Raw genomic sequence first — 21,785 nt, 5'->3', positions numbered from 1 at the left:
TGGCGTGCATTGGCTGCACAGGAATTACGATGCGCACGGCGCGTGACGCTCACCCGACGCGCGCATGGCATCATGCACGCTTGTCCGTTCACGGTGCCCAGCAGGCACCGTCCTAATCGATGCCGCTGAATCCGAAGATCGCCCAGGTGCTCGACATGATCGAGCGCGCGAAACGTCCGTCCTATCATCACCAGACGCCGCAGCAGGCGCGCGCTGCGTACGAGAAGAGCGCGCCGATCCTCGACGTCGCATCGGCGCCGATGCATTCGGTCGAGGAATGTGTCGTGCCGACGCGCGACGGCCGCACGATCGGTGCGCGGCTGTACCTGCCGGTCGCGCCGAGCCTTGCGGAGCCGCTGCCCGCGCTCGTCTACTACCACGGCGGTGGTTTCACGGTCGGCAGCGTCGATACGCACGATGCGCTGTGCCGGATGTTCGCGCACGATGCGCAGTGTGCGGTGCTGTCGGTCGGCTACCGGCTCGCGCCCGAACACCGGTTTCCGACCGCGGTGAACGATGCCGACGATGCATTGCAATGGCTGCATCGCGAGGCCGCCACGTTTGGCATCGATGCCGAACGGCTGGCCGTCGGCGGCGACAGCGCGGGCGGCACGCTCGCGACCGTCTGCGCGGTGCTCGCACGCGATGCAGGGATTCGTCTGGCATTGCAGATGCTGATCTATCCGGGCGTGACGGGCTTCCAGGACACGGAATCGCATGCACGGCTTGCAAACGGCTACCTGCTGACGCAGGACACGATCCAGTGGTTCTTCACGCAATACGTGCGCGATCGGGCGGACCGCGACGACTGGCGTTTCGCGCCGCTCGACGGCACGCGCGATGCGCCGTCGTTCGCGGGCGTTGCGCCGGCGTGGATCGCGACGGCCGAATACGATCCGCTGAGCGACGAGGGCGCCGCCTATGCGGACAAGTTGCGCGCGGCGGGCAACGCGGTCACGCTGGTCTGCTATCCGGGGATGATCCACGAATTCTTCAAGATGGGCGGCTACGTGCCCGAGGTACGGGCCGCGCATGCGGACGCGGTCGCGGCGTTGAAGGCCGCATTCGACGACGTTTGACGGCGGTTGTTTGGCGGCGTACGCGCCGCATGGGAGCTGTGATGACGAACGGCGTGGTGGAAACGGGCGACTGGACGGTACTGGGCGGCGACGCCGCGCGGATCCGCGATGCGGTGTTCGTGCGCGAGCAGCAGATTCCGCCGGAATGGGAGCTCGACGACGACGACCCGCTGTCGCTCCATGTGGTCGCGTACCGGGTCGATCCGGCAACTGGCGCACGCCGCGCGGTCGCGACGGGGCGGCTGCTGCCGTCCGGCACGATCGGCCGCGTCGCGGTGCTGGCCGACGCGCGCGGGCAGGGTGTCGGGTCAGCCGTGCTCGACGCGCTGCTGGATGCGGCGCGGCGCCGCGGCGAAATCGTCGTGCGGCTCTACGCGCAGGATTCGGCCGTGTCGTTCTACCTGCGGCACGGCTTCGCGGCGGTCGGTGAACCGTTCGTCGAAGCCGGCGTGCCGCACGTCGAGATGGCGCGCGCGCCTTAGCACGGCGCCCGCTCGCGCGTTCAGCGCGGCGGCGTCGCGTCGAGGTCGAACGTGAACGCGCGCTCGAACGTGCCCGGGCGGACGGTGCGGTGCGAGCCGTCGTCGTCGCAGCGTTCCTTGATCTCGACCGTCAGCCGCACGCCTTCCTTCATCGTGACGCGCAGCGCGGTCGTGCCGCGCGTGCCGTATTCGGGGGTCTCGATGAATGCGGCCGACAGCGCACGCTCGCGCTCGATCGGAATGCCCGTGTGCGGCAGTGCGTCGTCGTCCGCGACATGCGGGTCGCGCATCAGCGCGATCAGTTCATCGAGCGACGGGGTCGGATTGTCGGTGAGCAGCGTGCCGAGCTCCGCGCGCTTGCGCACCACTTTCGGCCAGGGCGTATCGAGCCGCGCATTCGACAGCGCGTGCACGCCGGGCGCGATCGCGACAGGTGCGGCCACAGCGCTTTCGCCCTCGGGCGCGCGATTGCAGAACCACGCGAGTTCACGCCGCCGCCAGTCGCCGACGAGCAGGTTGAAGCCGTTGTAGACGGCCGCATGCTCGGCGAGCTGCTTGAGGTAGTCGAGCGGCGCGACGGACGGGCCGCCGAGAAAATCGGACACGAGCTTGCCGCGGGTCGGTGCACCCGCGCGGATGTCGAACGGCGCGCGGTAGTTCGTCAGCGCGGCGAAACGGCCGTCGCGCGATACGCCGAGCCATGTGCCGCCCGCTTCGAGATCGCGGCCGGCCAGCAGGCCCGGTACATCTTCCCACCACGAGAGCGGCGCGCTTGTCCGACGAAAGAACTCATCGCGGTTGGCGGTGAGGGTAAAGACGGGACCGGCGGCGGCATCGGGCTGCCAGTCGAAGGCAATCAGACACATCGGGCGAATCTCTCGCAGGAAACATCGGGCGCCGGCTGCGACTCGCGAGCCGGCGCGCGAACGGGTTGTCAGTGCATCACGCTTCCGTCGGCCAGGCGTACGGCAGCGTATCGAACGCGAGCACCGGGCCGTCGGCCGAACCGAGGTGCACCGTGCCGTTGTCGAGCGCGGCGAGCTTGATCTCGACGAGCGCGTCGACACCGCCCGCGGGCGCGGCCGCCGCGTTGACGATCATCCCGCACGGCTGGCCGGGATCGTCGCTGTGGAACAGCTCGACGCCGGCATGCACGGTATCGGTCTCGCCGGCGACGTGCGCGAGCGCGGTGCGGCGCTTGATCGTGCCGCGGTACTGGCTGCGCGCGACGATTTCCTGGCCCGGGTAGCACCCCTTGCGAAAGTTAACGGCGCCGATCACGTCGAAGTTGACCATCTGCGGCACAAACTGTTCGACAGCAGGCTGCGTGATGCGCGGTTCGCCCGCGCGGATGTCGAGCCAGTCCCATACGGCGGGTGACACGACCGGCAGCGACCCGCCGAGCGCGGCGATGCGCGCGTCGACTTCCGCGCGCGGGCCGATCCACAGATAGCGCTTGCGGCCGGCCGCGTCGGGCACGCGGATCAGCGTGCCGGCGGGGCCGTCGACCTTCACGTGCACGCCGTCCGGCAGCGCGTCGAAGATGCCCGACAGCGCGTCGCGCACGTCGCCCGCGAAACCGACCACCGCGAGCGCGTCGCTCGCGTCCGTCAGCTTCGCCTTTGCGCGCAGCACGAACATCGACAGCCGCTTCTGCACGGCGGGCTGCACGTCCTTCGACACCAGCAGACGCACGCCGTGGCCGGCGCGCCACGTGAGGAACGAGCCGAGGAGGCGCCCCTTCGGCGAGCAATAGCCGGACAGCCGTGCACTCGCGGCGTCGAGATGTTCGATGTCGTTGGTGAGCTGGCTGTGCAGGAACGTTGCGGCGTCATCGCCGGCCACGTCGATCACGCCGAACTGCGGCAGCGGCATGCAGGCGCCCGGCGCGTCGAAATCGGCGGCGGACGGGCGGGGGAAAACGGGGAGCGAGGCGGGTGCGGCCTGGACTGCCGGTGAAGCGAACGGTGTGCTCATGGAATGAGGGAACAGTCAACCCTGACTTTGACGGAGGCGAGCAAGTATTATATGGGTCTTACCTGAGTCACGTTTCCATGTCCCTACTGAAGAAATGCGCCGCGACGATCGTGGCGCTGGCCGTCGTTGTGGCCGCTGCCGGCGCGGGCGGCGGGTATTACTGGGCAACCCGGCCATTGCTGCTGGGTTCGGCATCGCTCGACGTCACGATCAAGCCGCGCAGCAGCGTGAAGAGCGTCGCGCTGCAGTTGAAGCACGGCGGCGTGCCGGTCGAGCCGCTCGGTTTCGTCGCGATGACGCGCGTGCTCGGGCTGTCGGGCCGGCTCAAGTCCGGCAACTATGAATTCAAGACCGGCATCACGCCTTACGAGGTCCTGCAGAAGATCGCGCGCGGCGACGTGAACGAATACGTCGCGACGGTCATCGAAGGCTGGACCTTCAAGCGCATGCGTGCGGAACTCGACTCGAACCCCGATCTTGCGCACTCGACGGCCGGCATGAGCGACGCCGAGCTGCTGCGCGCGATCGGCGCGTCGGACAACGCGGTGCAGCGCGGCAGCGGCGAGGGGCTGTTCTTCCCCGATACCTATCTGTTCGACAAGGGCACGAGCGACCTGAACATCTACCGGCGCGCGTACCATCTGATGCAGACGCGTCTCGACGAGGCCTGGGCCGCGCGCGTGCCGGGCCTGCCGTACAAGACACCTTACGAAGCGCTGACGATCGCATCGATCGTCGAGAAGGAAACGGGCCATGCGGCCGATCGCGCGTTCGTCGCGGCCGTGTTCGCGAACCGGCTGCGCATCGGCATGCCGCTGCAGACCGATCCGTCGGTGATCTACGGGCTCGGCGACGCGTACGACGGCCGCTTGCGCAAGCGCGACCTGCAGGCCGACACTCCTTACAATACCTACACCCGACGCGGGCTGCCGCCGACGCCGATCGCGTTGCCGGGCGTGGCCGCGCTGCAGGCGGCGATCAACCCGGCACAGACGAGCGCGCTCTATTTCGTCGCGAAAGGCGATGGCACGAGCGTGTTCTCGGACACGCTCGGCGACCACAACAAGGCCGTGGACAAGTACATACGAGGTCAATAATGGCGAGCGGTAAATTCATCACGTTCGAAGGCATCGACGGGGCGGGGAAGACCACCCACCTGCAATGGTTCTGCGAACGCCTCCAGGGCAAGCTGGCCGCGGCCGGCCGGCAGGTCGTCGTCACCCGCGAGCCGGGCGGCACGCAACTCGGCGAGAAACTGCGCGAGATCCTGCTGAACCAGCCGATGGATCTCGAGACGGAAGCGCTGCTGATGTTCGCCGCGCGCCGCGAGCATCTCGCGCTCGTGATCGAGCCGGCGCTCGCGCGCGGCGACTGGGTCGTGTCCGATCGCTTCACCGACGCGACGTTCGCGTACCAGGGCGGCGGCCGCGGGCTGCCGCGCGACAAGCTCGAGACCCTCGAGCGCTGGGTGCAGGGCGGTTTTCAGCCCGACCTGACGGTGCTGTTCGACGTCGCGCCGCAGGTTGCGAGCGAGCGCCGCGGCGCCGCGCGCATGCCCGACAAGTTCGAAAGCGAGTCCGACGCGTTCTTTGCGCGCACGCGCAGCGAATACCTGCGGCGTGCTGAAGAGGCGCCGCACCGCTTCGCGATCGTCGACGCGACGCAGACGATTCCCGAGATCCGCCAGCAGCTCGAACGCGTGCTCGCCGCGCTGTAATTCGCAAGGAACGCACCCCATGATCTATCCGTGGCAGACCGACGACTGGAGTCGCCTGCAGCAACTGCGTGCGCAATGGCCGCACGCGCTGCTGCTGCATGGCCAGGCCGGGATCGGCAAGCTGCAGTTCGCGCAGCATCTCGCGCAGGGCTTCCTGTGCGAATCGCCGCAGCCGAACGGCGAACCGTGCGGCACCTGCGCGGCCTGCACCTGGTTCTCGCAGGGCAACCATCCGGACTACCGGATCGTGCTGCCCGAGGCACTGGCGGGCGAGGCGCCGGGCGCCGCGGACGACGCGAAGGCGGCCGACGCGGACGAAGGCGGCAAGAAGACGCGTGCGCCGAGCAAGGAAATCAAGATCGAGCAGGTGCGCGCGCTGCTCGACTTCTGCGGGGTCGGTTCGCACCGTGGCGGCGCGCGCGTCGTCGTGCTGTATCCGGCCGAGGCGCTCAACGTCGCCGCGTCGAACGCGTTGCTGAAAACGCTGGAGGAACCGCCGTCCGGCGTCGTGTTCCTGCTCGTGTCGGCGCGCATCGACCGCCTGCTGCCGACCATCATCAGCCGCTGCCGGCAGTGGCCGATGACGGTGCCGGCACCCGCCGCTGCCGAGGCCTGGCTCGCCGCGCAAGGCGTCGATCATGCGCCTGCGCTGCTCGCCGAGGCCGGCGGCGCGCCGCTCGCCGCGCTGGCGCTCGCGAGCGACGAGAACCGCCCGCTGCGCGACTACACGCTCGGGCAGCTCGCGGCCGGTGCGGCATGCGACCCGTTCGCGTGCGGCGAGACGCTGCAGAAGCTGCCGGTGCCGCTGGTGCTCGGCTGGCTGCAGCGTTGGCTGTACGACCTGCTCGCGCAGCGGATGGCGGGCGCGCCGCGCTACTTCCCGATGCACGCGGCGGCGCTCGCGCGCTGTGCGGAAGCGGTCGATGCGAACGCGTTCGCCCGCTTCATGAAGGCCGTGACGCGGCAGCGGACGGTCGAGAACCATCCGCTCAACGCGCGGCTCGTATTCGAGGAATTGTTTCTCGGATACCGGGAAATGTTCGCGTGATCCGGCATTGTTTCGTGCGGGTTGCGAAACGATGACCGGCCCACGCCGCGACGCGACCGTGGCCGGCCGGCTCGCGAACGCCGCCCGTTGCCGCATGCCGGCGCGCGCATGAGCGCCCGCCTTACGTATTCAGGAAACACGATGTTCGTCGACTCTCACTGCCATATCAATTTCAAGGGCCTGGCCGACCGCCTGCCGGCCGTTCTCGAGAACATGCGCGAGCACGACGTCACGCACGCGCTGTGCGTGTCCGTCGATTTCGAGACGCTGCCGGAGGTGATCGCGATCGCGGAAGCGCACGACAACGTCTACGCGTCGGTCGGCGTGCATCCCGATCACGAGGACGCGCGCGAGCCGACGCTCGCGGAACTCGTCGAGCTGGCCGCGCACCCGAAGGTCGTCGCGATCGGCGAAACCGGCCTCGACTACTACCGTCTCGAAGGCCGCTCGATCGCCGACATGGAATGGCAGCGCGAACGCTTTCGCACGCACATCCGCGCGGCGACCGCGACGATGAAGCCGCTGATCATTCACACGCGCTCGTCGTCGGAAGATACGCTGCGGATCATGGCCGAGGAGCGTGCGGACGTGCCGGGCGGCGTGATGCACTGCTTCACCGAGCCGTGGACGGTGGCCGAGCAGGCGCTCGCGCAGAACTTCCATATCTCGCTGTCGGGTATCGTCACGTTCAAGAGTGCGACCGATGTGCAGGACGTCGCGCGCCGCGTGCCGCTCGACCGGCTGCTGATCGAGACCGACTCGCCGTACCTCGCGCCGGTGCCGTATCGCGGCAAGCCGAATGAACCTGCGTACGTCAGCCATGTCGGACGCTTTATCGCATCCGAGCGCGGGATCGCCGTCGAGGCGCTTGCCGATGCGACGACGCAGAACTTTTTCAGGCTGTTCAAGATCGCCCGCTAACGACGCGCGCGCAGCCGACAACCCAGGGAAGGAGCCCACAACAATGACGAAGCCGACCAACCATCTGCCGAAACGTGCACTCGTTGCCGCCGCGCTCGTCGCGAGCGGCCTGTTCGCGGCAGCCGGCGCGCATGCCGAATCGCTCGACGCGATCGTCAAGGCCGTCAAGTTCGACGACATCGCCGACATCGGCAAGCAGCTCAAGAGCGGCAAGCTCGACCCGAACACGGTCGCGCCGAACGGCGACCCGCTGATCGTGATCGCCGCACGCGAGAAGTCCGACAAGGTCGCGGCGGCGCTCGCCACGACGCCGAACGTCGACCTCGAGAAGGAAGACAAGGCCGGCGAAACCGCGCTGATGCTCGCATCGCTGAACGGCGATGTCGGCCTCGCCAAGCTGCTGATCGACAAGGGCGCGGAAGTCAGCAAGAAGGGCTGGGCGGCGCTGCACTATGCGGCGACCAACGGCCAGGACGCGGTCGTGAAGCTGTTGCTCGACCACGACGCGTATATCGATACCGCGTCGCCGAACGGCACGACGCCGCTGATGATGGCCGCACGCGGCAACCATGCGTCGACGGTCACGCTGCTGCTCGACCAGGGTGCCGATCCGCAGGTGAAGAACCAGCTCGGCATCACCGCGCTCGAATTCGCGAAGCACTACAACGCACCCGACGCGATCGAGATCCTGAGCAAGCGGACGACGCGCATCGGGGCGTCGGCGCCGGCAGATGCACAAAAGAGTGCAAAATGACGGTTTTCGGTGCGGCAGACGGTGCCCGCCCGGCCGGATTCAGGCCGGAGCAGGGCGTCCCGGCGCCGCGCCGGCCAAGGCAGCAGGCGGTCTCGGGCCGCATTGACATAAGGAACACCATGTTGCGCGCAATGTTTTGTGCCGCGGCGTTTGCCGTGCCGTTGTCGGCGGCGGCTTTCACGGGCGCTGATCTCGACCGGCTGTGCGCGAAGACGGACGTCAAGTCGCGGGCGTCGTGCGCGGCCTACATCGAAGGCGCCGCCGACGGCGTCTACAACACCATCGACGCGATCGGCGGCACGACGGGGCCGCGGGTCGGCCAGTATTTCTGCCTGCCGCCCGACATCCGGGCGCAGCAGATGACCGACGCGGTGCGCAAGTACATCGCCGAGAATCCGAAGCTGGCCGACTACAACGCGAGCACCGCGGTGTCGCTCGGTCTCGGCAAGGCGTTTCCCTGCCGGAGCGGCAACTGACCTGACGCCGTGTCCGGGCACGCGCGTGGCCCGGGCGTCGCCGACGCATCCAGGACGAGGCGTGCGCGCCTCATCACCCAAGGGCGCCGATGATTTCAATCGAGGAACTGCAGCGCATCGCCGATGCGCCGCTGCATTCATGGCTCGGCACGCTGGCCGTGTCGGTCGTCGTCTTGCTGGTTGTCACGATCGTGCACCGTCTCGGCGCACGCATCGTCAAGCGCATCGCGCAGCCGTATCCGTTGATGAGCGCGATCCTGCGCTACATCGACAGGCCGTCGCTCGTCGTGCTCGCGCTGCTGGCGCTCGAATTCCTGTGGGTCCAGGCGGACGACGGCATGTCGTTCGTGCGCGGCATGCGCACGGCGGCGGCGGTCGGCTCCATCGTGTCGCTCACGTGGCTGCTGGTGCGGCTCGCAGCCGGCGTCGGCGACGCCATCATCCAGGCGCATCCGATCGATACGGCCGACAACCTCCAGGCCCGGCGCATCCATACGCAGGCCAGGGTGCTCGTGCGGACCGTGATGGTGCTGATCGTGATCATCGGCACCGGCGCCGCGCTGATGACGTTCCCGAACGTGCGCCAGGTCGGCGCGAGCCTGCTGGCGTCGGCCGGCGTCGCGGGCCTGGTCGCCGGTATCGCCGCGCGGCCGGTGCTCGGCAACCTGATCGCCGGGCTGCAGATCGCGCTCACGCAGCCGATCCGGCTCGACGACGTGGTCGTGATCCAGGGCGAGTGGGGGCGCATCGAGGAAATCACCGGTTCGTTCGTGTCGGTGCGGCTGTGGGACCAGCGGCGCCTCGTCGTGCCGCTGCAGTGGATCATCGAGAACCCGTTCACGAACTGGACGCGCAACAGCTCGGAAATCATCGGCACGGTCTACCTGTCGGTCGATTACCGCACGCCGGTCGCACCGCTGCGCGAGGAACTCGCACGGCTCGTCCATGCGGCGCCCGAATGGGACGGCCGCGTGCAGGTGCTGCAGGTGACCGACGCGACGGAACGCGCGATGCAGTTGCGCGCGCTCGTCAGCGCGGCCGATTCGTCGTCGTGCTGGGACCTGCGCTGCCGCGTGCGCGAAGGGCTGATCGCCTACCTGCAGGACCGTTACCCGCAATGCCTGCCGCGCAGCCGGATGGAACTGTATCCGCATGATTCCGTGCCGGATGCGCCGAACCCCGAACGGCCGCACGCGCGGACGCCCGCCGCCAGTACGGCGGCCAACACCGCGGCCGATCCGCAGGCCGCCGAAAGCCGCTGACAGCGGCCCGCATGCCCGCCCTCCATCGTCATGACTGCGCTGAACACGCTCGCCATCGCCAATTACCGCTCGCTGCGCGAGCTGATCGTGCCGCTCGCGGCGCTCAACGTCGTCACGGGGCCGAACGGCAGCGGCAAGTCGAGCGTGTACCGCGCACTGCGGCTGCTCGCCGATACCGCGCAGGGGCGCGTGATCCCGTCGCTTGCCCGCGAAGGCGGGTTGCCGTCGACGCTGTGGGCCGGCCCCGAGCGCTTCTCGCGGGCGATGCTGGACGGCGACGTGCCGGTGACCGGCACGGTGCGCAAGGGGCCCGTGAGCCTGAAGCTCGGCTTCGCCTGCGACGATTTCGGCTACTCGATCGATCTCGGCCTGCCGATCCCGAGCCGCTCGGAGTTCGGGCTCGATCCGGTGGTCAAGCGCGAATGCATCTGGGGCGGCGCGCTGCTGCGTCCGTCGACGCTGCTGGTCGACCGGCAGGGCGCGCAGATCCGCGCGCGCACCGCATCGGGAGACTGGCAGACGATTCCGCAGCCGGTTGCCAGCTTCGACAGCATGATGACCGAGTTCGCCGATCCGACCGGTGCGCCCGAGATGATCGCGGTGCGAGAGCGGATCCGCTCGTGGCGTTTCTACGACCATTTCCGGACCGATGCGCAGGCGCCGGCGCGGCAGTCGCACATCGGCACCCATACGCCGGTGCTCGCGGACGACGGCGCCGACCTGGCCGCCGCGTTGCAGACGATCCGCGAAATCGGCGACGGCGCGGCACTCGATGCGGCGATCGACGACGCGTTTCCCGGCGCGTCGGTCGAGATCGACAATCCGGGCGGCCGTGGCCGCTTCGACGTGCTGATGCGCCAGCCGGGGCTGCTGCGGCCGCTTGCGGCGGCAGAGCTGTCGGACGGCACGCTGCGCTACCTGCTGCTCGCGGCCGCGCTGCTGACGCCGCGGCCGCCCGCGCTGATGGTGCTGAACGAACCGGAGACGAGCCTGCATCCGGATCTGCTGCCGGCGCTCGGTCGCCTGATCGCGCAGGCGGCGCGGCGTTCGCAGGTGCTCGTCGTGTCGCACGCGGCCCGGCTCATTGCGACGCTCGAGCGCGAGGCCGGCTGCGAATCGCTGGTGCTCGACAAGCAGCTCGGCGCGACGGGGCTCGTCGATGCCGATACGCGCGACCTGCCGGCTTGGAAGTGGCCGTCGCGCTGACCGTCGCATCGGGGGCCGGATCGGCCCGGCAGGCGGAATGTATCCTGTCTGTAACAACACCCATAAAATGAAAGACGGGCGGTTCCGCGCAGCGGGATCGCGAATAATGAAGAGATAGCCGGCTGGCGCCGTGCCGGCCAGCGCTGCATGGGGGCGAGCGGGGCGCGAAAGCGTAGAGGCCCGCCGGCCGTGCGGCAACGGACAGGACACAGGAGACGTGGACCATGAGAATTGCCCAGATCGCGCCGCTGACCGAATCGGTACCGCCGAAGCTGTACGGCGGCACGGAGCGCGTCGTGTCCTACATCACCGAGGCGCTCGTCGATCTCGGCCATGATGTGACGCTGTTCGCCAGCGGCGATTCGACGACGCGGGCGAAGCTCGAGCCGGTCTGGCCGCGCGCGCTGCGGCTCGATTCGTCGATCCGCGACCGGGTCGCGCCGCACATGCTGCTGATGGAGACGGTCGCGCGCCGCGCGAAGGACTTCGACGTGCTCCATTTCCACATGGACTACTACTCGTTCTCGGTCTTCAACCGGCAGGAAACACCTTACGTGACGACGCTGCACGGCCGGCTCGACCTGCCCGAGCAGCAGCCGGTGTTCGACACGTTCAACACGGCGCCGGTGATCTCGATTTCGAACTCGCAGCGCCAGCCGCTGCCGCAGGCGAAATGGCTGACGACCGTCTACCACGGGCTGCCCGATACGCTGTACATGCCGCAGCCGGTCGAGCCGCGCTATCTCGCGTTCCTCGGCCGCATCTCGCCGGAGAAGCGCGTCGACACGGCGATCCGCATCGCCCGCCAGTGCGGGCTGCCGATCAAGATCGCCGCGAAGATCGATGCGGCCGACCAGGAGTACTTCGAGCGCGAGATCAAGCCGCTCTTCGCGTTGCCGCACGTCGAATTCATCGGCGAGATCGCGGATCACCAGAAGGCCGAGTTCCTGTCGGGCGCGCATGCGCTGCTGTTCCCGATCGACTGGCCGGAGCCGTTCGGCCTCGTGATGATCGAGGCGATGTCGTGCGGCACGCCGGTGATCGCGTTCAATCGCGGCGCGGTGCCCGAAGTGGTGGACGAGGGCGTGTCGGGTTTCATCGTCGAGGATGAAATCAGCGCGGTGGCCGCCGTGAACCGGCTGCACCTGCTGCCGCGCGCGCGCGTGCGGCAGCGCTTCGAGGCGCGCTTCACGTCGCGCCGCATGGCGCAGCAGTATGTCGACGTCTACCAGTCGGTGATCCGTGCGCAGAAACGCTCGCGCTTCAAGGTGATCGACTCGACGACCTGACACGCGTGGCGCACGACGCGCGCGGATAAAAAAACGGCGATGCCCGCAAGGACATCGCCGTTTTTGCATGGCCCGCGCGCCGTGCGCACGGGCGGTGCGCGAGCGTCAGATCTTCAGCTTCGAGACCTTCGTGCCGTTGATCGACACGTCGCCCATCAGGCCCGCGTTCGTCAGCACGACGACCTGGACCGGCGCTGTGGCCGTGGTCGTGTCGACCGCACCGTTCGCGCCCATCTTCACGAGCGCGACCGACGCGCCGGCGCCGGCTGCCCAGCCATCCGAGCCGCGGAATTCGTCGAGCGCTTCCTGCGTCATGAACAGGAACACGATCGCCTTCGACTGTGCACCGGCCTGCAGGCCGACCGACAGCGACGACGTGTTGTAGTAGCCGACCGTGCTGCCGCCGACGCGCAGTGCGCCGTTGCCGGACTGGCCGCCGACGATGAAGCCGGCCTGGATGACGTCCGGGAAGACGAGCACGCCGCGCGACTTCGCGACGAGTTCACGCGAACCCTTGACCGTGGAGTACATGCGCGACAGCGTGGCGTCGACGCTCGAGTCGATTGCCTGGCGCTTCGACGCGTTGGTTGCGGCGTTGTCCGGCTTGTCCGGGGTGGTGGTGCAACCGGTGAGCGCGAGGCTACCGACGATGAGCGCGGCGGCGGCTTTCAGCACAAGATTCCGTTTTTGCATCGTTCTTCTCCATCGGATGATGTTCGGAGTGAGTCTCGCTCAGGGAGCGGATCACGTCGGCAGTTATATCACAGCGGATTACAGCCTCTTTTCGTCGCGGCGTGAAAAAGCGTCAAATCGCGTGGGGATGTCGCGGCGCGCCAACGGACGTACCGGCGCCCGCGCACCGGCACCGGGTCGGCATGCGGGAAACACGGCGGTTGGTCGGACGGCGGCGCCTGCCGCGCGCATCAATGCGTGACGGGCGGCACAGGCGGCTTGATTGGCGGGCGGCGCAGCGCGCGGCGGATCAGCGCGATCACGACGCCGCAGGCGAACAGGAACGCGGCCGGCACGACCCAGTAGCCGACGAACGCATGCCACAGGTAGCCCGCAAGCGTATTGCGGCGCACCACGTATTCGTCGCGGGCCGCCTGCTGGCGCGGCGCATTGGCGGCGAGCACGTCGGCCGGACAGCCGGCCGCGCGCGCCTCGTCAGGATCCCCGTGGCACTTCGCGGCGGCGCCGGCTGCCTGCTGCGCGTCGGTGAGCTGCCAGGTGGTCAGCGCGAGCTGCAGGTCGGCCTTGTTGTACGCCATTTCCTCGCGGATCTCGCGCACGGCGACGATCGCGACGGGCACGGCCCAGAATACGATCACGATCAGCCAGCGGCGGAACCAGCGGTGTTGTCTCCATGCCATCCATGCCTCCGTTTGACGCGTGTGAGCGTCTGTCTCGAGGGCGGCCCGATGGCGCTTCTTGTACTTGGATGGGCCGCGTTGCAGCCATCATAGAAGAAAACGCGGCGAATTGCCGCACCATGTGGCGGCGCCGGTACGGCGGACCGCAAAAGCGGGGCGGGAGGCGTGGGAGAAGCGGGGGGCGGGGCGCGTCGATGCGCGTGCAACGAAAACAAAAATGCCGCGCCCGCCGAAACGGTGCGCGGCATTCGATACGGGAGCGCCGGGACTCAGGCTGCCGGCTGGCTGCTCAGGCAGCTCTTCATGAACGCCTTGCGGTCGTCGCCTTTCTTGCCGGTGGCTTGCGTATTGCACGCCTTCATCTTTTCCTGCTGCGACATTGCCTTCGCGGGCTTCGCCGACAGGCAGTCCTTCATGAACGCCTTGCGTTCGTCGCCCGTCTTGCCGGTTGCCTGGGTGTTGCAGGCCTTCATCTTGTCCTGCTGGCTGTTCGCCGCGAACGCGGGGGAAGCCAGCATGCCGCCGAGAAGCACGGCGGCTACGAGCGATTGGATTTTCATTTCGACACTCCCATGGGGTGAATTGCGTGTTATCGACGCCGTCACGAAGCACCGCGCGATGAGGATAGGGCCGCATCGCGCTGCGCGTTCCGATTATGGCAAATCAATGTGAAAACACCAAAACGGCACTTTCTATAACGTTGCGGACACCACGGCCGTTGACGGCGCGCGCGGCCGGACGATCGGGACAAACCATGAGGTGCGGCGGCCGGCCTCGGCTGCCGCGCCGGAACCTGCCGGATCCCGGCCGCCAGCCTTTACAATCGCGGCCATGAATACTCCGAATTCCGCATCTCCTTCGTCCGCGGCGGCGCTGCCGCGCATCGCCGTGCTCGCCACCGGCGGCACGATCGCCGGCGCCGCGCCCGACGCGGCCAGCACGGCCGGCTACCAGGCCGGCGCGCTCGGCGTCAATTTCCTGGTCGACGCGGTACCGGCGCTCACGTCCGTCGCGCGTATCGACGCCGAGCAGATCGCCAGCATCGACAGCAAGGATCTCGCGCTGCCGCTGTGGAACATGCTCGCCGCGCGGATCGACGCGCTGATGGCCGATCCGGCGGTCGACGGCATCGTGATCACCCACGGCACCGACACGCTCGAGGAAACCGCGTATGCGCTGCACCTGGTCGTCAAGGGCGACAAGCCGGTCGTGCTGACGGCCGCGATGCGGCCGGCGACCGCGCTGTCATCCGATGGCCCGCTGAACCTGCTGAACGCGGTGACGGTGGCCGCGCATCCGTCCGCGCGCGGGCAGGGCGTGCTGGTCGCGTTCAACAACCGGATCCACGGCGCGCGCGACGTCGTGAAGACGAGCACCTATGCGGTCGACGCGTTCCAGTCGCCGGAACTCGGCGCACTCGGCTGGGTGCAGGACGGCCGGGTCGAATTCGCGCGCCGCGTCACGCGTTCGCGCGACACGCAACTGGCGATCGCCGCGGCGTGGCCGCCCGTCGAAGTCGTCGCCAGCTATGCGGGCGTGACGCGCACGGCCGTCGACGCGCTGGTCGCGGCCGGCGTGCGCGGCCTCGTCGTGGCGGGCACCGGCAACGGCTCGATTCATGCGACGCTGCAGGCGGCGCTGGCCGATGCGGTGAACGCGGGCGTTGCGGTAGTTCGCGCCTCGCGCGTCGGGTCGGGGCACGTGATGCGAAACGGCGCCGCGAGCGACGATGCGCTCGGCTTCGTGAGCGCAGGGTCGCTGAACCCGTTCAAGGCACGCGTGCTGCTGATGCTCGCGCTCGCGAACGGCATTCACGGCCGCGACGAACTGCAACGCGTGTTCGATACGGTGTGACCCGGTGATCGATACGTGCTGCTCGGGCGGCACGCGTCACCATGAAAAAAAGCAGGCCGATGGCCTGCTTTTTTTTCGTGTCAGCCCGGCAGGAATGCTCAGGACTGCGGCGGAATCACGAGCTTCTGGCCCGGGTAGATCCGGTCCGGGCTCGACAGCATCGGCTTGTTCGCCTCGAAGATCGCCGGGTACTTGTTCGCATCGCCATAGACTTCCTTGGCGATCGCCGACAGCGTGTCGCCCGGCTTCACGTCGTGGTACTGCACTTCCGGATCGTCCGGTTGCAGATCGTCGTCGTTGACGCCCGCGACGCCCTGCACGTTGCCGGCCGCGACCTTGACCTTGGCCTTCGTGTCGAGGTCGGCGACGCTGCCCGACAGCGTCACGGTGCGCGATGCGCCGTCGAACGCCACGGTCAGGTTCGACGTATCGAGACCTTGCGTGTTGATGTAGTTCTTGATGGCATCGGCCGCGGTCTGGTTGGCGGCATTCGGATCTTCCGCTGCTTGCGCATCGGCATGACCCAGCAGTTTTTCACCCGCCTCTTTGATAAACGAAAGAAGACCCATCGTTGCACTCCTTAGGTGGTTGAAAAGAAAACGCGCCGTGAAGTGGCGAAAAAAACACCGCGCTGGGTGCGGTCACCGGAGGTGAACGCTAGCGCGGCGGTTTTCTCGAAAGGCGTGGCGAAAGTGTAGGCGTTCATGACGACGATTGCATGAAAAATCGCACGCTTGAACGTAAAGAAATGTAATACGCAAAATCCGACAGGCGGACACCCGACGACGACGTCTGACCGACCAAGGCTTCCCCGGCGTCGCCGGGTGCCGCTGCGGACCCCACCACGCCGCTCTCAGCCCAGAGCGGCGTTTTTCGCCCCGTCCCGCATGCCGTCGGCAGTGCAGGGCGGGGCGCCCCACCGTGATGCGCGAATGCGTCGCGCATCGATGCGACCGGCCGTGCCGGTCACGTGTGTCATTCGCGTGTCCGTCATCGCGACGGACAGCGCGTTACCGCATCGATCGAAGGCAGCCGCGCGAGGCGGCCTGCGTTCAGCCTGCCGTCTTCTCGATCTCGAAGTTCGACATGATCTCGAGCGCGCGCACGAGTGCCGAGTGATCCCATGCCTTGCCGCCGTGTGCTGCACACACGCTGAACAGCTGTTGCGCGCTCGCCGTGTGCGGCAGCGCGAGGCCGAGCTTGCGTGCGCCGTCGAGCGCGAGGTTCAGGTCCTTCTGGTGCAGCTCGATGCGGAAGCCCGGATCGAACGTGCGCTTCGTCATCCGCGCGCCGTGCACTTCGAGGATGCGCGATGCGGCGAAGCCGCCCATCAGCGCCTGGCGCACGCGCTCCGGATCCGCGCCCGAACGTGCGGCGAACAGCAGCGCTTCGCCGACCGCTTCGATGTTCAGCGCGACGATGATCTGGTTCGCGACCTTGCAGGTCTGGCCCGCGCCGTTGTCGCCGACGAGCGTGATGTTCTTGCCCATCTTCTCGAACAGCGGCTTCGCGCGCTCGAATGCCGCCTCGGGGCCGCCGACCATGATCGTCAGCGTCGCTTCGCGTGCACCGACTTCGCCGCCGGACACCGGTGCGTCGAGGTAGTCGCAACCGAGTGCATTGATCTGCTTCGCGAATTCCTGCGTGTCGAGCGGCGAGATCGAGCTCATGTCGATCACGAGCTTGCCGGCCGTCAGGCCCTTCGCGACGCCGTCGTCGGCGAACAGCACGTTACGCACGTCCGGCGTATCCGGCACCATCGCGATGATGATGTCCGCGTTCTGTGCGACTTCGGTCGAGTTTGCGACGACCTTCGCGCTTGCACGCAGGTCGTCGGGGATCGGGAACGCGCCGTTCACGACGAGCTGGTGGTCGCCCTTGAGCAGGTTGCGCGCCATGTGCGCGCCCATGATGCCGAGGCCGATGAAACCGATGGTTGCCATGTGAAAGTCTCCTATAGGGCTGAAAACGGAAAGGGCGGATCTCAGGCGGCGCGACGCGCCGAGCCCGGTGCGCAGCCGGCGACGCTTTGCAGCCAGCCGAGGCCTTCCGTCGTGGTGGTGCGGGGCTTGTATTCGCAGCCGACGTAGCCGGCATAGCCGAGCCGGTCGAGCAGCACGAACAGGAACGCGTAGTTGATCTCGCCCGTGCCCGGCTCGTTACGGCCCGGGTTGTCCGCGAGCTGGACGTGGCCGATCGATGCGAGGTTGCGTTCGATCGTCGCGGCCAGTTCGCCTTCCATGCGCTGCATGTGATAGATGTCGTACTGCAGGAACAGGTTGTCCGAGCCGACCGCGCGGATCACGTCGAGCCCTTCCGACGAGCGGTTCAGCGCGAAGCCCGGGATGTCGAAGCTGTTGCACGGCTCGACGAGCAGCCGGATGCCTTCGCGCTTGAGCGCATCGGCGGCAAAGCGCAGGTTGTCGACGATCGTGACGAACGTCTTGTCGCGCGCCGTGCTTGCCGACGGGATGCCGACGAGGCAGTTCAGCTGCGGCACCTTCAGCGCCTTCGCGTACTCGATCGCACGACCGACACCTTCCTGGAACTCGCCGACGCGATCGGGCAGGCACGCGATGCCGCGCTCGCCCTGGTCCCAGTTGCCCGCGGGCAGGTTGTGCAGCACGAGGCGCAGGCGATGCGTCTCGAGCCGCTCGGCGAGTTCCTCTTTCGCGTACGGATACGGGAACAGGAACTCGACGGCATCGAAGCCCGCATCGGCGGCCGCCTTGAAGCGGTCGAGGAACGGCACTTCGTTGAACAGCATGGTCAGGTTTGCAGCAAACTTCGGCATGAGCTAAGCCTCTTCGGTCGGTCAGTCAAAAATGTCGTGCGGTTCAGTCGAGCATCGAGATCGCGGTCGGTGCGTGCTCGGCCTTTTCGGCGAGATCCTCGAATTCGTTGATCGCGTCGATTTCGGTACCCATCGAGATGTTCGTCACACGCTCGAGGATCACTTCCACGACCACCGGCACGCTGAACTCTTCGGCGAGCGTTTGCGCCTGGCGCAGCGCCGGCTCAATCTCTTCCGGCTTGAACACGCGCAGCGCCTTGCAGCCGAGACCTTCCGCGACGGCCACGTGGTCGACGCCATAGCCGTTCAGTTCCGGCGCGTTCACGTTGTCGAACGCGAGCTGCACGCAGTAGTCCATGTCGAACGCACGCTGCGCCTGGCGGATCAGCCCGAGGTACGAGTTGTTCACGACGACGTGCACGTACGGCAGCTTGAATTGCGCGCCGGCTGCCAGTTCCTCGATCATGAACTGGAAGTCGTAGTCGCCGGACAGCGCGACGATCGGGCGGCTCGGGTCCGCTGCACGCACGCCGAGCGCGGCGGGGATCGTCCAGCCGAGCGGGCCGGCCTGGCCGCAGTTGATCCAGTTACGTGCCTTGAACACGTGCAGGAACTGCGCGGCGGCGATCTGCGACAGGCCGATCGTGCTGACGTAGCACGTATCGCGGCCGAACACCTTGTTCATCTCTTCGTACACGCGCTGCGGCTTGACCGGCACGTTGTCGAAGTGCGTCTTGCGCTGCAGCGTGCGCTTGCGTGCCTGGCAGTCGGCGACCCATGCGCTGCGGTCCTTCAGCTTGCCGGCGGCCTTCCATTCCTGCGCCACGGCGACGAACAGTTCCAGCGCGGCCTTCGCGTCGGACACGATGCCGAGATCCGGGCCGAACACGCGGCCGATCTGCGTCGGCTCGATGTCGACGTGCACGAACTTGCGGCCCTTCGTGTAGACCTCGACGCTGCCCGTGTGGCGGTTCGCCCAACGGTTGCCGATGCCGAGCACGAAGTCGGACGCGAGCATCGTCGCGTTGCCGTAGCGGTGCGACGTCTGCAGGCCGACCATGCCGGCCATCAGCGGGTGGTCGTCCGGAATCGCGCCCCACGACATCAGCGTCGGGATCACCGGCACGCCGATCGTTTCGGCGAACTGGACGAGCAGGTCTTCCGCCGCTGCGTTGAGCACGCCGCCGCCCGATACGATCAGCGGCTTGTCCGCGTCGTTCAGCATCGTGAGCGCCTTCTCGATCTGCGCGCGGGTGGCCGCAGGCTTGTAGACCGGCAGCGGTTCATACGTATCGATGTCGAATTCGATTTCGGCGAGCTGCACGTCGATCGGCAGGTCCACGAGCACCGGGCCCGGACGGCCCGAGCGCATCAGGTGGAATGCCTGCTGGAACACGCGCGGCACGAGCGCCGGCTCGCGCACGGTGACGGCCCACTTCGTGACGGGCTTCGCGATCGATTCGATGTCGACGGCCTGGAAGTCTTCCTTGTACAGGCGGGCACGCGGTGCCTGGCCCGTGATCGCGAGGATCGGAATCGAGTCGGCCGATGCGGAGTAGAGGCCGGTGATCATGTCGGTGCCGGCGGGGCCCGACGTGCCGATGCACACGCCGATGTTGCCCGGGGCGGCCCGCGTGAAGCCTTCGGCCATGTGCGACGCGCCTTCGACGTGGCGTGCCAGCACGTGGCTGATGCCACCCGACTTGCGCATCGCGGAGTAGAACGGGTTGATCGCTGCGCCCGGCACGCCGAACGCGGTCTGGATGCCTTCTTTCTCGAGCACGAGCACAGCTGCGTCGACGGCTCTCATCTTGGCCATGAATGTCTCCTTGAATGGGGTGGATCTTGCAAATGGGTCTGTTGGGGACACTTTAGGGACGCAGGAAAGGTTTGATAAGATCAGCCGGAGTCGCTTTTTTCGAAACTAAAAGTATGGAATGACGGCCGGGCGGGGCTTTCCGCCGGTGCCGGAACAGAGACGGAGACGGGAGATGGATCGCTTCAAGCAGATCGAGACGTTCGTGCGGGTGGCCGATGCCGGCAGCCTCGCGGCGGCGGCGCTCGAGGAGGGCGTGTCGCCGGTCGTGCTCGGGCGGCGCATCGACGCGCTCGAAAAGCGTCTCGGCGTGAAGCTGATGTACCGCTCGACGCGGCGGCTGGTGGTCAGCGAGGAGGGCGCGGCGTTCCTCGAGCGCTGCCGCGGCCTCCTCTCCGAATGGGACCAGGCCGAGAACGAGCTGGCCGCCGGGCGGCGCGCGGTCAGCGGGCACCTGATCGTGTCCGCGCCGGCCGCGTTCGGGCGCAAGCACGTCGCGCCGCACGCACCCGGTTTTCTGGTCGACAAGCCCGAGATGCAGCTGTCGTTCAACCTGACCGACCGCGTCGTCGATCTCGTGCGCGAAGGCTACGACCTGTCGATCCGGATCGGCGGGGCCGTCGATCCGAACTTCGTCGCGGTGAAACTCGCGTCGAACCGGCGCGTCGTGTGCGGCACGCCCGAGTATTTCCGCCGGCACGGCCGGCCGAAGTCGCTCGACGACCTGCTCAAGCACAACTGCCTCGCGTTCAACCTGCAGGGCGGGCAGAACCGCGGCTGGTATTTCCAGCGCCACGGCAAGATCGCGACGATGCGCGTGGCGGGCAATCTCGACTGCAACGACGGCGAGCTGCTGCACCGCTGGGTGGCCGAAGGCCTCGGGCTCGGCTGGCGCTCGACGTGGGAAATCGCCGCGCAGCTCGAGACGGGCGAGCTCGAGACCGTGCTCGACGAATATGCGCTGCCCGACTACGACATCCTCGCGGTCTACCCGCAGCAGCGCTACGTGCCGGCGCGCGTGCGCTACTTCATCGACTACCTGCGCGCCGCTTACGCCAGCCCCGGCTACTGGAGCACCACGCCGTAACCGGCGCGGACGTCCCGACTAGCGGGCCGCACGACGATTTTTTGCGCTTCGGACGCGCGGCGCGGGAATAAACTCGACGCAACGACGGTAAGGTCATCGAGCGTGCACGTTGCCGGTCTGTCCGGGCACCGTGCGCGGAACGGGCGCGGCTTCGGCCGCCGGGACCAGGGAGGTCATGTGGGGCAAGCCGGACAGGCGGTCGATGAGCGGTCGGCGGACGACGCGGTCGCACGCGGCGAGCGGTTTCGCACGCTCGTGCTGCCGCATCTCGACGCCGCGTACAACCTCGCGCGCTGGCTGAGCGGCAGCGCCGGCGATGCGGACGACGTCGTCCAGGACGCGTGCATGCGCGCGCTGCGCTTCGTCGATTCGTGTCGCGGCGACAACGCGCGGCCGTGGCTGCTGACGATCGTGCGCCACACCTGGTACACGGAATGGCGGCGCCGCACGCATGCGCACGAGGTCGCGCTGCCCGAGACGCTCGACGACACCGACGTGCCCGACGACTGGCAACCGGCGAGCGAGGATCCGCTCGCGCACCTGCTGCGCGGCGAGAACGTGCGGCTCGTGAATGAAGCGCTCGCGAAGCTGCCGCCCGAATACCGCGAGGTGCTCGTGCTGCGCGAGATGGAGGACCTGAGTTACCGCGA

The 21,785-nt window shown here is 67.7% G+C and carries 24 protein-coding genes; 14 read left to right on the top strand and 10 right to left on the bottom strand.

All coding sequences use genetic code 11. The features are described from left to right. Positions 1–119 precede the first annotated feature (119 nt). A complete protein-coding gene (locus G3O06_RS23405; RefSeq protein WP_174914712.1) occupies positions 120–1,079 on the top strand; it encodes an alpha/beta hydrolase in 960 nt (319 codons plus the stop codon). Between the two features lie 41 nt (positions 1,080–1,120). Further along, a complete protein-coding gene (locus G3O06_RS23400; protein ID WP_174914714.1) occupies positions 1,121–1,561 on the top strand; it encodes a GNAT family N-acetyltransferase in 441 nt (146 codons plus the stop codon). A gap of 20 nt (positions 1,562–1,581) precedes the next feature. Here G3O06_RS23400 and G3O06_RS23395 read toward each other — a convergent pair whose 3' ends face one another. After that, entirely contained in the window at positions 1,582–2,427 is an 846-nt protein-coding gene (locus tag G3O06_RS23395) for an NRDE family protein (protein WP_205817642.1), read from the bottom strand. 76 nt (positions 2,428–2,503) lie between these two features. Beyond that, on the bottom strand, positions 2,504–3,538 hold the full coding sequence (locus G3O06_RS23390; protein ID WP_174979794.1) for a folate-binding protein YgfZ: 1,035 nt from the start codon (positions 3,536–3,538) through the stop codon (positions 2,504–2,506). Between the two features lie 77 nt (positions 3,539–3,615). Between G3O06_RS23390 and mltG the strand changes: the two genes are divergently transcribed. The 9 genes from mltG (at position 3,616) to G3O06_RS23345 (ending at position 12,211) form a co-directional block, all read left to right on the top strand. Continuing rightward, entirely contained in the window at positions 3,616–4,635 is a 1,020-nt protein-coding gene (mltG, locus tag G3O06_RS23385) for an endolytic transglycosylase MltG (protein WP_174914720.1), read from the top strand. Then, complete coding sequence (gene tmk, locus G3O06_RS23380; protein ID WP_174914722.1) at positions 4,635–5,255, top strand: dTMP kinase; 621 nt, start codon at positions 4,635–4,637, stop codon at positions 5,253–5,255. Before mltG ends, tmk begins: the two co-directional genes overlap by 1 nt. 19 nt (positions 5,256–5,274) lie before the next feature. Further along, positions 5,275–6,303, top strand: a complete 1,029-nt coding sequence (locus G3O06_RS23375; protein ID WP_205817641.1) for a DNA polymerase III subunit delta' — start codon at positions 5,275–5,277, stop codon at positions 6,301–6,303. Positions 6,304–6,444: 141 nt separating this feature from the next. Next, positions 6,445–7,224, top strand: a complete 780-nt coding sequence (locus G3O06_RS23370; protein ID WP_205817640.1) for a TatD family hydrolase — start codon at positions 6,445–6,447, stop codon at positions 7,222–7,224. Positions 7,225–7,267: 43 nt separating this feature from the next. Next, positions 7,268–7,978, top strand: a complete 711-nt coding sequence (locus G3O06_RS23365; RefSeq protein WP_174914728.1) for an ankyrin repeat domain-containing protein — start codon at positions 7,268–7,270, stop codon at positions 7,976–7,978. A gap of 119 nt (positions 7,979–8,097) precedes the next feature. Beyond that, positions 8,098–8,454 (top strand): Rap1a/Tai family immunity protein, encoded by a 357-nt coding sequence (locus G3O06_RS23360; protein ID WP_006485939.1) that lies wholly within the window; start codon positions 8,098–8,100, stop codon positions 8,452–8,454. Positions 8,455–8,543: 89 nt separating this feature from the next. After that, complete coding sequence (locus tag G3O06_RS23355; protein WP_205817639.1) at positions 8,544–9,716, top strand: mechanosensitive ion channel domain-containing protein; 1,173 nt, start codon at positions 8,544–8,546, stop codon at positions 9,714–9,716. A 30-nt stretch (positions 9,717–9,746) separates the two neighbouring features. Continuing rightward, complete coding sequence (locus G3O06_RS23350; RefSeq protein WP_174979798.1) at positions 9,747–10,922, top strand: AAA family ATPase; 1,176 nt, start codon at positions 9,747–9,749, stop codon at positions 10,920–10,922. Between the two features lie 224 nt (positions 10,923–11,146). Further along, positions 11,147–12,211, top strand: coding sequence for a glycosyltransferase family 4 protein (locus G3O06_RS23345; RefSeq protein WP_174997942.1), 1,065 nt, complete (start codon positions 11,147–11,149; stop codon positions 12,209–12,211). A 105-nt stretch (positions 12,212–12,316) separates the two neighbouring features. Here the strand turns inward: G3O06_RS23345 and G3O06_RS23340 are convergent, their stop codons facing one another. From G3O06_RS23340 to G3O06_RS23330, 3 genes are all read right to left on the bottom strand, one after another. Continuing rightward, a complete protein-coding gene (locus tag G3O06_RS23340; RefSeq protein ID WP_011352325.1) occupies positions 12,317–12,904 on the bottom strand; it encodes a YSC84-related protein in 588 nt (195 codons plus the stop codon). Positions 12,905–13,134: 230 nt separating this feature from the next. After that, entirely contained in the window at positions 13,135–13,584 is a 450-nt protein-coding gene (locus tag G3O06_RS23335; RefSeq protein ID WP_050013249.1) for a hypothetical protein, read from the bottom strand. Between the two features lie 269 nt (positions 13,585–13,853). Next, the gene (locus G3O06_RS23330) at positions 13,854–14,144 is read right to left on the bottom strand and encodes a PsiF family protein (RefSeq protein ID WP_174914736.1); all 291 of its coding nucleotides are present in this window, start codon (positions 14,142–14,144) and stop codon (positions 13,854–13,856) included. 271 nt (positions 14,145–14,415) lie between these two features. Here G3O06_RS23330 and G3O06_RS23325 point away from each other — a divergent pair, with 271 nt between their 5' ends. Further along, the gene (locus G3O06_RS23325; RefSeq protein WP_174914738.1) at positions 14,416–15,438 is read left to right on the top strand and encodes an asparaginase; all 1,023 of its coding nucleotides are present in this window, start codon (positions 14,416–14,418) and stop codon (positions 15,436–15,438) included. Positions 15,439–15,536: 98 nt separating this feature from the next. On the opposite strand, the gene lysM is transcribed toward G3O06_RS23325, so the two are convergent. The 5 genes from lysM to gcl form a co-directional block, all read right to left on the bottom strand. Beyond that, on the bottom strand, positions 15,537–16,007 hold the full coding sequence (gene lysM / locus G3O06_RS23320; protein WP_021162125.1) for a peptidoglycan-binding protein LysM: 471 nt from the start codon (positions 16,005–16,007) through the stop codon (positions 15,537–15,539). An 11-nt stretch (positions 16,008–16,018) separates the two neighbouring features. After that, positions 16,019–16,144, bottom strand: a complete 126-nt coding sequence (locus tag G3O06_RS49790; protein WP_277403746.1) for a hypothetical protein — start codon at positions 16,142–16,144, stop codon at positions 16,019–16,021. Between the two features lie 346 nt (positions 16,145–16,490). After that, positions 16,491–17,381: a 2-hydroxy-3-oxopropionate reductase gene (locus tag G3O06_RS23310; RefSeq protein WP_174961028.1), complete on the bottom strand. Its 891-nt coding sequence runs from the start codon at positions 17,379–17,381 to the stop codon at positions 16,491–16,493. A gap of 41 nt (positions 17,382–17,422) precedes the next feature. Continuing rightward, positions 17,423–18,232 (bottom strand): hydroxypyruvate isomerase, encoded by an 810-nt coding sequence (hyi, locus tag G3O06_RS23305; RefSeq protein ID WP_205817638.1) that lies wholly within the window; start codon positions 18,230–18,232, stop codon positions 17,423–17,425. A 43-nt stretch (positions 18,233–18,275) separates the two neighbouring features. Next, the gene (gcl, locus tag G3O06_RS23300) at positions 18,276–20,051 is read right to left on the bottom strand and encodes a glyoxylate carboligase (RefSeq protein WP_174914744.1); all 1,776 of its coding nucleotides are present in this window, start codon (positions 20,049–20,051) and stop codon (positions 18,276–18,278) included. A 172-nt stretch (positions 20,052–20,223) separates the two neighbouring features. On the opposite strand from gcl, the gene G3O06_RS23295 reads away from it, so the two are divergent. Together G3O06_RS23295 and G3O06_RS23290 are read left to right on the top strand one after the other, a co-directional pair. After that, positions 20,224–21,135, top strand: a complete 912-nt coding sequence (locus tag G3O06_RS23295) for a LysR family transcriptional regulator (protein ID WP_043188170.1) — start codon at positions 20,224–20,226, stop codon at positions 21,133–21,135. 177 nt (positions 21,136–21,312) lie between these two features. Next, the coding region (locus G3O06_RS23290; RefSeq protein ID WP_205817637.1) for an RNA polymerase sigma factor at positions 21,313–21,785 on the top strand (473 nt) is incomplete at its 3' end.

It is taken from the genome of Burkholderia sp. Ac-20345 (assembly GCF_017104825.1).
In the GTDB taxonomy this organism is placed as follows: domain Bacteria; phylum Pseudomonadota; class Gammaproteobacteria; order Burkholderiales; family Burkholderiaceae; genus Burkholderia; species Burkholderia lata_B.
This window is presented reverse-complemented; position numbering and strand designations above follow the sequence as displayed.

What these genes read in the sequence shown, in the direction of transcription:
- G3O06_RS23405 (WP_174914712.1), top strand. Translation starts at nt 120, where the DNA reads ATGCCGCTGAATCCGAAGATCGCCCAGGTGCTCGACATGATCGAGCGC.
- G3O06_RS23400 (WP_174914714.1), top strand. Translation starts at nt 1,121, where the DNA reads ATGACGAACGGCGTGGTGGAAACGGGCGACTGGACGGTACTGGGCGGC.
- G3O06_RS23395 (WP_205817642.1), bottom strand. Translation starts at nt 2,427, where the DNA reads ATGTGTCTGATTGCCTTCGACTGGCAGCCCGATGCCGCCGCCGGTCCC.
- G3O06_RS23390 (WP_174979794.1), bottom strand. Translation starts at nt 3,538, where the DNA reads ATGAGCACACCGTTCGCTTCACCGGCAGTCCAGGCCGCACCCGCCTCG.
- mltG (WP_174914720.1), top strand. Translation starts at nt 3,616, where the DNA reads ATGTCCCTACTGAAGAAATGCGCCGCGACGATCGTGGCGCTGGCCGTC.
- tmk (WP_174914722.1), top strand. Translation starts at nt 4,635, where the DNA reads ATGGCGAGCGGTAAATTCATCACGTTCGAAGGCATCGACGGGGCGGGG.
- G3O06_RS23375 (WP_205817641.1), top strand. Translation starts at nt 5,275, where the DNA reads ATGATCTATCCGTGGCAGACCGACGACTGGAGTCGCCTGCAGCAACTG.
- G3O06_RS23370 (WP_205817640.1), top strand. Translation starts at nt 6,445, where the DNA reads ATGTTCGTCGACTCTCACTGCCATATCAATTTCAAGGGCCTGGCCGAC.
- G3O06_RS23365 (WP_174914728.1), top strand. Translation starts at nt 7,268, where the DNA reads ATGACGAAGCCGACCAACCATCTGCCGAAACGTGCACTCGTTGCCGCC.
- G3O06_RS23360 (WP_006485939.1), top strand. Translation starts at nt 8,098, where the DNA reads ATGTTGCGCGCAATGTTTTGTGCCGCGGCGTTTGCCGTGCCGTTGTCG.
- G3O06_RS23355 (WP_205817639.1), top strand. Translation starts at nt 8,544, where the DNA reads ATGATTTCAATCGAGGAACTGCAGCGCATCGCCGATGCGCCGCTGCAT.
- G3O06_RS23350 (WP_174979798.1), top strand. Translation starts at nt 9,747, where the DNA reads ATGACTGCGCTGAACACGCTCGCCATCGCCAATTACCGCTCGCTGCGC.
- G3O06_RS23345 (WP_174997942.1), top strand. Translation starts at nt 11,147, where the DNA reads ATGAGAATTGCCCAGATCGCGCCGCTGACCGAATCGGTACCGCCGAAG.
- G3O06_RS23340 (WP_011352325.1), bottom strand. Translation starts at nt 12,904, where the DNA reads ATGCAAAAACGGAATCTTGTGCTGAAAGCCGCCGCCGCGCTCATCGTC.
- G3O06_RS23335 (WP_050013249.1), bottom strand. Translation starts at nt 13,584, where the DNA reads ATGGCATGGAGACAACACCGCTGGTTCCGCCGCTGGCTGATCGTGATC.
- G3O06_RS23330 (WP_174914736.1), bottom strand. Translation starts at nt 14,144, where the DNA reads ATGAAAATCCAATCGCTCGTAGCCGCCGTGCTTCTCGGCGGCATGCTG.
- G3O06_RS23325 (WP_174914738.1), top strand. Translation starts at nt 14,416, where the DNA reads ATGAATACTCCGAATTCCGCATCTCCTTCGTCCGCGGCGGCGCTGCCG.
- lysM (WP_021162125.1), bottom strand. Translation starts at nt 16,007, where the DNA reads ATGGGTCTTCTTTCGTTTATCAAAGAGGCGGGTGAAAAACTGCTGGGT.
- G3O06_RS49790 (WP_277403746.1), bottom strand. Translation starts at nt 16,144, where the DNA reads ATGAACGCCTACACTTTCGCCACGCCTTTCGAGAAAACCGCCGCGCTA.
- G3O06_RS23310 (WP_174961028.1), bottom strand. Translation starts at nt 17,381, where the DNA reads ATGGCAACCATCGGTTTCATCGGCCTCGGCATCATGGGCGCGCACATG.
- hyi (WP_205817638.1), bottom strand. Translation starts at nt 18,232, where the DNA reads ATGCCGAAGTTTGCTGCAAACCTGACCATGCTGTTCAACGAAGTGCCG.
- gcl (WP_174914744.1), bottom strand. Translation starts at nt 20,051, where the DNA reads ATGGCCAAGATGAGAGCCGTCGACGCAGCTGTGCTCGTGCTCGAGAAA.
- G3O06_RS23295 (WP_043188170.1), top strand. Translation starts at nt 20,224, where the DNA reads ATGGATCGCTTCAAGCAGATCGAGACGTTCGTGCGGGTGGCCGATGCC.